Below are 13,233 nucleotides of genomic sequence, written 5' to 3'. Positions count from 1 at the left end.
ATCGCCGCGCTTCAGGCCATGCTGGGCCAGCAGCTCGGTCACGGCCTTGGCTTGGCCCAGCGTGCGCACAAACGGCACCATCACTTCGACATTGCTAAGGCCCATGTCGTTGCGCACGCGCTTGAGCGCTTCGCATTCCATGGCAAAAGCCTCGCGAAAGTCTTCGCTGATGTAGCGCGCCGCACCGCGAAAGCCCAGCATCGGGTTTTCTTCTTCCGGCTCATAGCGGCTGCCGCCAATCAGCTTGCGGTACTCGTTGGACTTGAAGTCGGACAGGCGAACAATCACCGCCTTGGGCCAGAACGCGGCGCCAATGGTGGCAATGCCTTCGGCCACCTTGTCGACGTAGAAGGCGCGCGGCGAGGCATGGCCGCGGGCCACGCTTTCGACGGCCTTTTTCAGGTCGGCATCCACATTCGGGTAGTCGAGAATCGCCTTGGGGTGCACGCCAATGTTGTTGTTGATGATGAACTCCAGCCGCGCCAGGCCCACACCCTGATTCGGAATCTGGCAGAAGTCAAAGGCCAGCTGCGGGTTGCCCACGTTCATCATGATCTTGATGTCGATGGGCGGCATGTCGCCACGCAGCACTTCGGTCACTTCGGTTTCCAGCAGGCCGTCGTAAATATTGCCGGTGTCGCCTTCGGCGCAGCTCACGGTGACCAGCATGCCGTCTTTCAGCTGCTCCGTGGCATCGCCGCAGCCCACCACCGCCGGAATGCCCAGCTCACGCGCGATGATGGCGGCGTGGCAGGTGCGGCCGCCACGGTTGGTGACGATGGCGCTGGCGCGCTTCATCACCGGCTCCCAGTTCGGGTCGGTCATGTCGGTCACCAGCACATCGCCGGGCTGGACCTGGTCCATGTCCTTGATGTCATGCACGATGCGGACCGGGCCGGTGCCAATCTTCTGGCCAATCGCGCGGCCCTCGGCCAGCACGGTCCCGGTACCCTTGAGCTTGTAGCGCTGCTCGGCCTTGCCCTTGGCCTGGCTTTTGACGGTTTCGGGGCGCGCCTGCAGGATGTAGATCAGGCCATCGGTGCCGTCCTTGCCCCATTCGATGTCCATGGCGCGGCCATAGTGCGCCTCGATGATGACGGCGTAGCGCGCCAGCTGCAGGGCATCGGCGTCAGTCAGCGAATAGCGGTTGCGCAACTCGGTCGGCACGTCGGTGGTCTTGACCAGCTTGCCGCTGGCCTTTTTCTCGTCGGCCGTGGTGAATTCCATCTGCAGCAGCTTGGAGCCGAGGTTGCGGCGAATCACCGCGCGGTGGCCCGCCTTGAGCATGGGCTTGTGCACATAAAACTCGTCGGGGTTGACGGCGCCCTGCACCACGGTTTCGCCCAGGCCATAGCTGGAGGTGATGAACACCACGTCTTCAAAGCCGCTCTCGGTGTCGATGGTAAACATCACGCCCGCCGCGCCCTTGTCGCTGCGCACCATGCGCTGCACGCCGGCCGACAAGGCCACGTCGGCATGGGCAAAGCCCTGGTGCACGCGGTAGCTGATGGCGCGGTCGTTGTAGAGCGAGGCAAACACCTCTTTCATCTTGTGCAGCACGTCTTCAATGCCGACCACGTTCAAAAAGGTTTCCTGCTGGCCGGCAAATGAAGCGTCGGGCAGGTCCTCGGCCGTGGCGGACGAGCGCACGGCAAAGCTCGCCTGCGGGTTTCCGGCACTCAGCACCGCGAAACTGTTGCGAACAGCTTGTTCAAAGTCGGCCGGGAAAGGCTGGGCTTGCACCAGCGTGCGGATTTTGCTGCCCGCCTCAGCCAGCGCCCGCACGTCATTGGTGTCGAGCGCGTCCAGCACGGCATTGATTTTGGCGTCCAGCCCGTCGTGGGCCAGAAAGGCGCGGAAAGCGTGGGCGGTGGTGGCAAAGCCGGTCGGTACGCGCACGCCCTCGGGGCCGGTGGGCAGTTGCGAGATCATCTCGCCGAGGCTGGCGTTTTTTCCGCCCACCGCCTCGACATCGGTCATCCTCAGGTTTTCAAACGGTACGACCAGGGCGGTCGCCTCAAACAGATTTGACATGGAAATACTCCGGGAGGTTTAAAAACGGGGTCGCTTGTCATGCGCGGCAGGCCAGCTTGTTGTGGTTCTAGGGGGTGGCTGCGGGGCATGGCATCAGAATCAGGATAATTGCGCCAATTGTAGGGTCCGGCCGCCAAATCAGGCCATTCCTGCCCCACCACCCCTTGGAGCCCGCACGCCATGTCCAGCCGAACCGTGTTTTTTATCTCCGACGGCACCGGCATCACCGCCGAAACCTTTGGCAACGCCATCCTGGCCCAGTTCGAGATCAAACCGCGCCATGTGCGCCTGCCGTTTATCGACAGCGTGGACAAGGCCCACCAGGCGGTGCGGCAGATCAACCACACGGCGGAAGTCGAGGGCAAGCGGCCCATCGTGTTCACAACGCTGGTCAACATGGAAATCCTGGCCGTCCTCAAAACCCACTGCAACGGCATGCTGCTGGACATGTTTGGCATGTTTGTGGCGCCGCTGGAGGGCGAACTCGGTATCAAGTCCAACCACCGGGTCGGTCGTTTTTCGGATGCCTCCAAAAGCAAGGAATATGACGACCGGATCGAGGCGATCAATTTTTCGCTGGCCCATGACGACGGCCAGAGCAACCGCGACCTGGCCGGCTCGGACGTGATTCTGGTCGGCGTCAGCCGCAGCGGCAAAACCCCGACCTCGCTCTACCTGGCCATGCAGTACGGCCTGAAGGCGTCGAACTACCCGCTGATTCCCGAAGACTTTGACCGCCGCCAGTTGCCGCCGGCGCTGGTGCCACACCGCAAGAAAATCTTTGGCCTGACAATTGCCGCCGAACGCCTGAGCCAGATCCGCAACGAACGCCGGCCCAACTCCATCTACGCCAGCCTGGCCAACTGCCGCAACGAAATCCACGAGGCCGAAGCCATGATGCGGCGCGAAGGCATACGCTGGCTCTCGACCACCACCAAGTCCATCGAGGAAATTGCCACCACCATCCTGCAGGAAGTCAGGCCGGAACGGCTGGAGTATTGAGAGCGAGCTTACGGAACACAGAACCCGGCGAAATCGCCGAGGCTGCACGGCCTCAATTCGCTCCTGTTTTGATAGCTTCTACAGCACGTCCTGATTGGGCTGGAGCACGGTTTGGCCCCTAAAAAAGCAAAAAACAGCCGCTGCAAGCCGGCTTGGCGCTCAGGCGGCGGCCAGGGCCCGGCCCAGCCGCGCCACGCCCTCTTCGATCTTGGCCACATCGGCCGTTGCGAAGCTGAGCCGGAAGGTCGAGGCATCGGCGTTGGCCGCATAAAACGGCGCGCCGGGGACAAAGGCCACGCCCTGCTCGATCGCCCGTTTGGCAAACTCGCCGGCGTCTTTCAGGCCGCCATGGGCACCCGTCAGGCGCGCCCAGAAAAACAGGCCGCCGCCGGGCTGCTCAAATTCAATCGCGTCACCGAGTTCGCGCCTCAAGGCCTCGCCCATGGCCCTGGCACGGTCGGCATACACCTGGCGCACATGGGCCAGCGTGGCGGGCATGCGGCCGCCCCTGAGGTATTGCGCGGCCGTGGCCTGGGCGAAGGTGCTGGTGTGGGCGTCGCTGAACTGCTTGCACATGGTGGCCTTGGCCAGCAACTCGGGCTGGGCAATCAGCCAGCCTATGCGCAGACCGGGTGACAGCACCTTGCTGAGCGAGCCGCAATGCGCCAGCAGATCGCGGCTGCCAGGCACCGTATCGCTCAGCGCCAGCAGCGACGGCGGCGGCGGTGCGCCAAAGTAGAGGTCGCCGTAGGGGTCGTCTTCCACGATCAGCGTGTTGTACTTGACGGCCAGTTCCAGCACCTTTTTGCGCCGTTCCAGGCTCAGCATGACGCCGCTCGGGTTGCCGAAGGTGGGAATCAGGTAGACAAATTTGGGTTGATGCTCGGCCATCAGCTTTTCAAGTTCGTCGGTCCTCACGCCCTGGGCATCAATCGGCGCGCTGATCAGCTCGGCGCCATATAGGCGAAAGCACTGGATCGTGGCCAGAAAGGTCGGGCCTTCGACAATCACCTTGTCGCCGGACGAAATCAGGGTCTTGCCGATCAGGTCCAGCGCCTGCTGGCTACCGGTGGTCACGATCAGCTCCTGCGGCGCCACGCTGGCGCCCTTGCCCGCCATGAAGCTGCCGAGCTGCTCGCGCAGCGGCTGGTAGCCCTCGGTGGCGCCGTATTGCAGGGCCGCACCGGCCTCCTCGTTCAGCGCCGTGCTGCTGGCCTGCTTGAGGCCTTCCACATCAAACATCGCCGGGTCCGGAAAGCCGCCGGCAAAGCTGATGATGCCGGGCTTGCCCAGCAGCTTGAAGAGTTCGCGAATGGCGGAGGTTTCGACGTTGTTGAGTCGGTCGGCAAATTGCATGGGAGCCCTGTACGGATGAAATGGCAATGGCTGATGGTAACCAAAGATTCCGGGCCAGGGCCGCCCGAGCCGGGCTGTCGCCCGCCACCATGCAACTGCGGCATGGGCCGATGCCTCGCCCCCAGGAATTCACCCCGGAGTCATCAGGCCGGCCTAGAATCTTCCGTACCAAAAAGTACGATCGGAGACGCCATGACCCACACACCGCTTGCCGAGTTGCTGAGCTACACCGCCGAGCATGCCGGACCCAGTGCCAGGCGGCTCGGCGAATTCGTGTCGGCCTACTTTGAGAGCACCGACCCGGACGAAATTCTCACGCGCGGGCCGGCCACGCTGTTTGGCATTGCCAGCGCCCATTGGCGTTTGCTCGACGCGCCCCGCGCTGCCCAGACCGCCAAGGTCCGCGTCTTCAACCCGACCCTGGCGGAAGACGGCTTCGTGAGCGACCACACCTCGGTCCAGATCGTGCACGACAACATGCCGTTCCTGGTCGATTCGGTCACCATGGCGATCAACCGCAGCGGCCGCACGGCGCACTGGATCGTGCACCCCTTGCTGCATGTGACACGCAATGCGCAGGGCCGGCCCGAAACGGTGGGCAGCGCAACAGGGGCCCACGCCACGGGCCAAAGCAGCCCGATCGAATCGCTCATCATGGTGGAATGCGACCGCATCCTGGGGGCCGCCGAGCGCGACGCGCTGGCCCGCGACCTGGACAGTGTGCTGGGCGACGTTCGGGCCGCGGTGCAGGACTGGCACGCCATGCTGGAACGGGTTCAAGCCCTGGGGCAGGCAGTGGCGCGCTCGCAGCTGTCGCCCATTAGCAAGCAGGAGGGCATTGAGTTCCTGCGCTGGCTGGAAGACCGGCATTTCACCTTTCTGGGCGCGCGCGACTACGACCTCCAGCGCGATGGCGACGCCGTCAGCCTGATCGCGCGCCCGGAGTCGGGCCTGGGCATCCTGCGCGGCGCCCCGCAGACGGCCGCCTCGCGCCTGCCGCCCGATGCCGTGGCTTTGCTTGAATCCGACGAACTGGTGCTGATCACCAAAGCCATGACGCGCGCCACCGTGCACCGCCCCGCCTGGCTCGACTACATCGCCGTCAAGCGCTTTGACGACGCCGGCAAGCTGGTCGGAGAGGCCCGCTTTTTGGGGCTCTACACCTCGACCGCCTATGCCGCCGCGGTGGCGGATATCCCGCAGGTGCGGCGCCGCGCGGCCGACGTGATCGCCAGAGCGGGCGTGGTACCCGACAGTCACGCGGCCAAGTCCCTGCAATCGATTCTGGACGTTTACCCGCGCGACGAGCTGTTCCAGATCGACACCGCCACGCTGGCCGACCATGCGATCGGCATCCTGCGGCTGCAGGAGCGCCAGCGCACCCGGCTGTTCCTGCGCCGCGACCCGTTCGGCCGCTTCACCTCGGCCCAGGTGTTCGTGCCACGCGACCGCTACAACACCGAGCTGCGCCTGAAGATAGGCGCCGAGCTGATGGCGGCCCTCGACGGCCAGGCGCTCGAATTCACGCCCATGCTGACCGACAGCCCGCTGGCGCGCATTCATTACCTGGTGCGCGCCCGCGAACACGCGCCGGTGAACGTGGACCTGCGCGCGCTTGAGGCGCGGCTGGCCCGGCTGGCCCTGCGCTGGGAGGACGAGTGCACCAGCGAGCTGCTGCGCGCGCACGGCGAAGGGCCGGGGCTGGCGCTGGCGCACCGCTTTGCCAGCGCCTTCCCCACCGCCTACCGCGAGGATTTTTCGGCGGCGGTCGCGGCCGAAGACGCTGACATGCTGGCCAGCCTCACGGCCGCCTCGCCGCTGGCGGTCAAGCTGTACCGTCCGCTCGATGCCGGTGAGGGGCTGCTGCGCCTGAAGATCTACAACACCTCCAAGGTCCCGCTGTCGGACTCGCTGCCGGTGCTCGAGCGCATGGGCGCCCGGGTGCTGGACGAGCACCCCTACCAAATCGGCAGCGATGCGCTGTGGATTCACGACCTGGGCCTGCAGCTGCCGGCCAGCACCGATCTGGCCACCGTCAAGGCCCGGTTCGAGGCCCTGTTTGCGCAGGCCTGGCGCGGCGAGGTGGAAAGCGACGACCTGAACCGGCTGGTGCTGAGCACCGCGCTCGACGCGCGCGCCATCGCCGTGCTGCGCGCCTACACGCGTTACTTCAAGCAGCTGGCTTTTGGCTTCAGCCAAAGCTACATCGAGGCTGCACTGAACCACAACACGGGCATTGCCGAGGAACTCGTCAGGCTGTTCCATGCCCGCTTCGACCCGGCCCTGCCCGGCAACCGGGACAATCGGGATGAGGCCCAGCAGCAGCTGACGCAGCAGATCGAGGCGCATCTGGGCGCCGTGGCCAGCCTGGACGAAGACCGCATCCTGCGCCAGTTTTTCCTGACCATCACGGCCACGCTGCGCACCAACGCCTGGCAAGCCAGCGCCAGCGGCGAAGGCAAGCCCTACCTGTCGTTCAAGCTCAACCCGCGCGAAGTCCCTGGCGTGCCCGAGCCCAAACCGCTGTTTGAAATCTGGGTCTATTCACCGCGGGTCGAGGGTGTGCATCTGCGCGGCGGCAAGGTGGCGCGCGGCGGCCTGCGCTGGTCTGACCGCCGGGAGGACTTCCGCACCGAAGTGCTGGGCCTGGTGAAGGCCCAGCAGGTCAAGAACACCGTGATCGTGCCGGTCGGCTCCAAGGGCGGTTTCGTGCTCAAGAACGCCCCGCCCGCCAGTGACCGCGAAGCCTGGATGGCCGAGGGCGTGGCCTGCTACAAACTCTTCCTGTCGGGCCTGCTGGACCTGACCGACAACGTGGTCAAGGGCGCGGTGGTGCCGCCAGCCAGCGTGGTCCGGCATGACCCGGACGACCCCTACCTGGTGGTGGCCGCCGACAAGGGCACGGCCACCTTCTCCGACATTGCCAACCGCGTGTCGGCCGACTACGGCTTCTGGCTGGGCGACGCTTTTGCCTCGGGCGGCTCGGTCGGCTACGACCACAAGAAGATGGGCATCACGGCGCGCGGCGCCTGGGAGTCGGTCAAGCGCCACTTCCGCACGCTGTCGCTCAACACCCAGACCACGCCGTTCAGCGTGGCGGGCATCGGCGACATGTCGGGTGACGTGTTCGGCAACGGCATGCTGCTGTCCGAGCAGATCCGGCTGCTGGCGGCATTCGATCACCGCCATATCTTCATCGACCCGACGCCCGATACGGCGCGCTCGTTTGCCGAGCGGCAACGCCTGTTCGCGCTGCCCCGCTCGAGCTGGGACGACTACGACAAGAGCCTGATTTCCGCCGGCGGCGGCGTCTATCCGCGCTCGGCCAAGGCTATCAGCCTGAGCCCCGAGGCGCGCGCGGCGCTCGGCATCGAGGCCGCCGAGCTGGCCCCGGTCGAGCTGCTGCGGGCCATCTTGCTGGCGCCGGTGGACCTGCTCTACAACGGCGGCATCGGCACCTATGTCAAGGCCAGTTTCGAAAGCCATGCCCAGGCGGGCGACAAGTCCGGCGATGCGTTTCGCGTCAACGGCGGCGAGCTGCGCTGCAAAGTGCTGGCCGAGGGCGGCAACCTGGGCTGCACGCAAAACGGCCGCATCGAATACGCGCAAAAAGGCGGACTGCTCTACACCGACGCGATCGACAATTCGGCCGGCGTGGACTGCTCCGACCACGAGGTCAACATCAAGATCCTGCTGGGCGGCGTGGTGGAGGCGGGTGACTTGACGCTGAAGCAGCGCAACGACCTGCTGGCCTCGATGACGGACGAGGTCGGCCTGCTGGTGCTGACCGACAACTACTACCAGACCCAGGCACTCGACATCGCCAGCCACCGCCCGCTGTATCTGCTGGACGGGCAGCAACGGCTGATGCAATGGCTGGAGCACAACGGCCGCCTGAACCGCGCCATCGAATTCCTGCCCACCGACGAAGAGATCGCGCAGCGCAAGGCCCGGAAAACCGGACTCACGGCACCCGAGGGCGCGGTGGTGCTGGCCTACGCCAAGATGTCGGTGTTCGACGGGCTGATGGCCAGCAACCTGCCGGACGACCCGTACTACAGCCGGGCGCTCAAGGCCTACTTCCCCAAGGTCCTGACCGAAAAATTCGGTGCGGCCATCGCCAGCCACCCGCTCAGGCGCGAGATCATCGCCACCTTCATCACCAACACGGTGGTGAATCGCACCGGCGCCACCTTCGTCAACTTCATCGCGTCCGAGGCCGGCGCCACGGCGGCCGACGTGATTCGTGCCTTCACGCTGGCGCGCGAAATTTTCGACCTGGAAGCGCTGTGGGACCAGATTGACGCACTCGATTACCGGGTCGAGGCCAGCCTGCAGCTCGACCTGCTGTCCAAGCTGATCGCCATTGCCCAGCGCGCCTCGCGCTGGATGCTGCGCGTGCGCACCCAGAGCACCGAGCTGCCGACCCTGATCGAGCGCTACCAGCCGGCGGCGCGCGAGTTGCGCACCCACCTCGCGGACTGGCTGCCGCCCTCCGCCCAAGCCAGCTGGGAGCAGGCCACGCTGCGCCTCGTGCAAGCCGGCGTGGAGTCGGCGCTGGCGCAAAACCTGACGGCGCTGGAGTTCATCTTTCCGGCGCTCGACCTGGTCGATCTGGCGCAAAACGCCGGCACAGGACTGGAACAGGCGGCGCGCGCCTACTTTGGCGTCGACGCCGAACTCGGCCTGACGCTCTGGCGCGCCGAGATCAGGCGCCTGCCCACCGACACGCTGTGGCAAACCCAGGCCCGCGGCAGCGCGCGCGACGACGTCTATTCGATCGCCAGCCAGATCACCGAGGGTCTGCTGTCGCGCGGCGAAACGCTGGCGGGCTGGCACGACCGAAACGCGCCGGCCATTGAACGCCTTTGCAAGCTGCTGGCCACGATCAGCACGCAAAGCAGCGCCGACCTGGCACCGGTGTCGGTGGCGCTGCGCGAGCTGCGGCATCTGGCTTGAGGGCTGTGAATGTCAGCCCATGAAACGCGAACATATCGAGCTATTTTTTGCCACGCTCAAGGCCGCCAACCCGCAGCCCACCACCGAGTTGGAGTACACCAGCGTGTTTGAATTGTTGACGGCGGTGCTGCTCTCGGCCCAGGCCACCGATGTCGGCGTGAACAAGGCCACGCGCAGGCTGTTTCCCGTTGCCAACACGCCAGAGAAAATTCTGGCGCTGGGCCTGGAAGGCCTGGAAACCTACATCAAGACCATCGGCCTCTACCGTACCAAGGCCAAAAATCTGCTGGCCACCTGCCAGATACTGCGCGACCAGCATGGCGGCCAGGTGCCGCGCAGCCGCGAGGCGTTGCAAGCCCTGCCCGGCGTGGGCCGCAAAACCGCCAACGTGGTGCTCAATTCAGCCTTTGGCGAGGCCACCATGGCGGTGGACACCCACATCTTTCGCATGGGCAACCGCACCGGCCTGGCGCCGGGCAAGACGCCGCTGGAAGTGGAGCTGAAACTGCTCAAGCGCATCCCGCCCGAATACCTGGTGGACGCGCACCACTGGCTGATTTTGCATGGCCGCTATGTGTGCCTGGCGCGCAAGCCGCTGTGCTGGCAGTGCGCGGTGGCGCCCTGGTGCGACTACCGCCCCAAGACGCCGGCACCGCCCGCCTGAGCAGGCTTTGCCTTCGACTGCCGGAAGGCGCGTCAGGCGTCCACCCTGACCTTGGCCTGCTGGGCCACCAGCGCCCACTTTTTCTGTTCTTCCCGGATGAAGGACGCAAACTTCTCGGTGCTGCCGCCGCCGTCCTCGGCGCCGTACTGCTCCATTTTTTCCTGCACGTCGGGCATGGCCAGCACCTTGTTCACGTCTTCGTTCATGCGCTGCACCATGGCGGGCGGCATTTTGGCCGGGCCCATCAGGCCGTACCACACCGTGGCTTCAAAACCCGGAAAGCCCGACTCGGCCATGGTCGGCACATTGGGGTGACCCTTGGCGCGCTTGAGCCGGGTTTGGGCAATCGCAATGGCCTTGCCGCTTTTAACGTGGGGCGTGGCCGAGGTCATGGTTTCAAAGCAGTAGTTGACCTGGCCGCCAATCAGATCGACCAGCGCCGGGCCCGAGCCGCGGTAAGGAATGTGCAGCGCAAAAATTTTGGCCTGCAGCTTGAACATCTCCAGCGCAAAGTGCTGCGCCGAGCCGCCACCGGCCGACGCAAAACTGATTTGACCCGGCTTGCTGCGACACAGCGCCACCAGGTCGGCCACGGTTTTGGCCGGCTGGTCGGCATTGCAAATCAGCAGATTGGGCGTGATGCCGACCATGCTGATGGGCACAAAGTCGCGCTCGGCGTTGTAACCGAGCTTGATGCCCAGCGCCGGCGCCAGCGCATGGCTGTTGATGTGCGCCATCAGCAGCGTGTTGCCATCGCCCGGCTGCTTGGCCACATAGTCGGCCGCAATCACACCGGCTGCGCCGCCCTTGTTCTCGATGATGACCGAGGTGTTCCACATGGCGCCCAGCTTCTGGCCCACCACGCGGGCCAGTGCGTCGGTGCCGCCGCCGGGCGGAAAGCCCACGACGATACGGACCGGGCCGCCGGGCAGGGTTTGCGCCCTGAGCATGGGGGCGGCCACCGTTGCGGCCGCGGCGGCTGCGCTGCTGATAAAGGTTCTGCGTTGCATGGTTTGTCTCCGGTATTGTGGAACTGAGGCTTGGGTGAGGTTCAGGCCGCCTGGCGCTGCGGCACCACGGCCGCGTGGCTTGAGAAATGGTCCATCGCGGCCTGCACGCCCGAGCCTGCCAGCTTCACGCCAGCGAGTTTCAGGCCCATTTCGCAGCCCGACAGGGCCGCCATCAGCGTCAGGTCATTGCAGTCGCCAAGGTGGCCGATGCGGAACATCCGGCCCCTGACCTTGCCCAGGCCGGTGCCCAGCGAACAGTCGAAGCGTTCGTAAATAATCTTGCGCACCGCGTCGGCGTCCATGCCTTCGGGCGTCATGACCCCCGTCAGCACTGGCGAGTAAAGCGCCGCATCGGCACACTGAATCTGCAGACCCCAGGCATTGACGGAGGCGCGCACACCCTGCGCCCAGCGCCGATGCCGCGCAAACACGGCCTCCAGCCCATGCGCCAGCAGCATGTCACAGGCTTCACTCAGCGCGTAGAGCAAATTGGTGTTGGGCGTGGACGGCCAGTAGCCGGTCTTGTTCATCTCGATGATCTCGTCCCAGGCCCAGAAGGCCTTGGGCAGCGTGGCCTTTTTGCTGGCCTCCAGCGCCTTGGCCGACACCGCGTTAAAGCTGATGCCAGGCGGCAGCATCAGGCCTTTTTGCGAACCGCTGATACTCACATCCACACCCCATTCGTCATGCCGGTAGTCGGCCGAAGCCAGGCCGGAGATGGTGTCGACCAGCAGCAGCGCCGGGTGCCGGGCGGCATCCATGGCCTTGCGCACGGCGGCGATGTTGCTGGTGACGCCGGTCGAGGTTTCGTTATGCACCACGCAAACCGCCTTGATGGCGTGCTGGGTATCGGCCTTCAGCCGCTCTTCAATCAGCCCGGCCTGCACCCCATGACGCCAGACCTCGGCACCGGGGTGGCTCATGATCTCGGTTTTCAGGCCCAGGCGCGCCGCCAGTTTTTGCCACAGCGCGGCAAAGTGGCCGGTTTCGTACATCAGCACCTGGTCGCCAGCGCTCAAGGTGTTGCTCAGGGCCGCCTCCCACGCGCCGGTGCCCGAGGCCGGGTAAATAATCACGGGCTGCGTGGTCTGGAAAATCTGCTGGATGTCTGCCAAGACCTTCAGGCCCAGCGCCGCAAACTCGGGGCCGCGGTGGTCAATGGTGGGCAGGCTCATGGCCCGCAAAATGCGGTCCGGCACCGGCGACGGCCCCGGAATCTGCAGAAAGTGCCGCCCGGTGGGGTGAAAATCAAGCGTCAGCATGTCAATGTGCTCCTGGAAACTTTCGCCATTTTTTGCATACAAAATATATTTGTCAATTTAATTAACACGAAACAAGGGTAAACACCGCGTTTGACAGTTTCATTTTTTGCATACAAAATTTGACCATGACAGCAGACATCATCTCCATTCCGCGCGCCGCCCTGCATGAGCAGGTGGCGCACCGCCTGCGCCAGATGCTGGTGGAAAACCGCATCGCGCCCGGCGCCAAGCTCAATGAACGGGAACTGAGCGAAGTGCTCAATGTGTCGCGCACCCCGCTGCGCGAAGCCATCAAGATGCTGGCCGCAGAAGGCCTGGTGGAGCTGCTGCCCAACCGCGGCGCGATTGCGGTGGAGCTGAGCGAGAACGATGTACTCAACACCTTTGAGGTCATGGCCGGGCTGGAGGCGCAGTCGGGCGAACTCGCCGCGCAGCGCATCACCGATGCCGAGCTGCTGGAGATCAAGGCCCTGCATTTTGAAATGCTGGCCGCCTACACGCGCCGTGACCTGCCCACCTACTACCGCCTGAACGCGGCGATTCACGGCGCCATCAACGCCGCCAGCAAAAACCCGGTACTGAGCGCCACCTACCGGCAAGTCAACGCGCGGCTGCAGGCACTGCGCTTTCGCTCCAACCAGGACGAGGAAAAGTGGCAGGCGGCGATGCAGGAGCACGAGCAGATGATTGCGGCCCTGACAGCGCGCGACCCGGTGGCCATGCGCCAGGTGCTGCTGAATCACCTGAACAACAAGCGCCATGTCGTGATCGAGCAGCTGCGCGCGGCCGGCAAGGCAGATTCGGCGAAAGCAACCGCATGAACGCCCCGCTCCCGCTCAGAATCACCCGGCAGGCCGCCGCTGCGGCCTACGACGGCGTGGCGCGCGCCAGCAACGAGGTGGCGGGCCGGCTGGCCGTCCGGCTGGCTGCCGAAACCCAGGGCGAG

Annotated in this window: 8 protein-coding genes; 4 read left to right on the top strand and 4 right to left on the bottom strand. The window is 65.1% G+C overall.

Features of this window, described 5'->3' with window-relative positions; all coding sequences use genetic code 11:
- On the bottom strand, positions 1-2,034 hold a 2,034-nt coding region (gene ppsA, locus RMO23_RS00115), incomplete at its 3' end, for a phosphoenolpyruvate synthase (protein WP_309677890.1).
- Between the two features lie 180 nt (positions 2,035-2,214).
- Between ppsA and RMO23_RS00110 the strand changes: the two genes are divergently transcribed.
- Positions 2,215-3,036: a pyruvate, water dikinase regulatory protein gene (locus RMO23_RS00110; protein ID WP_309677889.1), complete on the top strand. Its 822-nt coding sequence runs from the start codon at positions 2,215-2,217 to the stop codon at positions 3,034-3,036.
- A gap of 159 nt (positions 3,037-3,195) precedes the next feature.
- Here RMO23_RS00110 and RMO23_RS00105 read toward each other — a convergent pair whose 3' ends face one another.
- On the bottom strand, positions 3,196-4,392 hold the full coding sequence (locus RMO23_RS00105) for a PLP-dependent aminotransferase family protein (RefSeq protein ID WP_309677887.1): 1,197 nt from the start codon (positions 4,390-4,392) through the stop codon (positions 3,196-3,198).
- Between the two features lie 192 nt (positions 4,393-4,584).
- Between RMO23_RS00105 and RMO23_RS00100 the strand changes: the two genes are divergently transcribed.
- Positions 4,585-9,351 carry an NAD-glutamate dehydrogenase gene (locus tag RMO23_RS00100; RefSeq protein WP_309677885.1) on the top strand — a complete coding sequence of 1,589 codons (4,767 nt, stop codon included), beginning with the start codon at positions 4,585-4,587 and terminating at the stop codon, positions 9,349-9,351.
- Between the two features lie 19 nt (positions 9,352-9,370).
- Positions 9,371-10,015, top strand: a complete 645-nt coding sequence (nth, locus tag RMO23_RS00095; RefSeq protein ID WP_309677884.1) for an endonuclease III — start codon at positions 9,371-9,373, stop codon at positions 10,013-10,015.
- 32 nt (positions 10,016-10,047) lie between these two features.
- On the opposite strand, the gene RMO23_RS00090 is transcribed toward nth, so the two are convergent.
- Both RMO23_RS00090 and RMO23_RS00085 read right to left on the bottom strand, forming a co-directional pair.
- Complete coding sequence (locus RMO23_RS00090; protein WP_309677883.1) at positions 10,048-11,025, bottom strand: tripartite tricarboxylate transporter substrate binding protein; 978 nt, start codon at positions 11,023-11,025, stop codon at positions 10,048-10,050.
- A 41-nt stretch (positions 11,026-11,066) separates the two neighbouring features.
- Positions 11,067-12,287: an aminotransferase class V-fold PLP-dependent enzyme gene (locus tag RMO23_RS00085; RefSeq protein WP_309677882.1), complete on the bottom strand. Its 1,221-nt coding sequence runs from the start codon at positions 12,285-12,287 to the stop codon at positions 11,067-11,069.
- Positions 12,288-12,412: 125 nt separating this feature from the next.
- On the opposite strand from RMO23_RS00085, the gene RMO23_RS00080 reads away from it, so the two are divergent.
- The gene (locus RMO23_RS00080) at positions 12,413-13,108 is read left to right on the top strand and encodes a GntR family transcriptional regulator (protein ID WP_309677880.1); all 696 of its coding nucleotides are present in this window, start codon (positions 12,413-12,415) and stop codon (positions 13,106-13,108) included.
- Positions 13,109-13,233: the final 125 nt, after the last annotated feature.

The organism is Polaromonas sp., from assembly GCF_031411155.1.
In the GTDB taxonomy this organism is placed as follows: domain Bacteria; phylum Pseudomonadota; class Gammaproteobacteria; order Burkholderiales; family Burkholderiaceae_C; genus Polaromonas.
The sequence above is the reverse complement of the archived record's forward strand: the minus strand, read 5'-3'. Positions and strand labels throughout refer to the sequence as shown.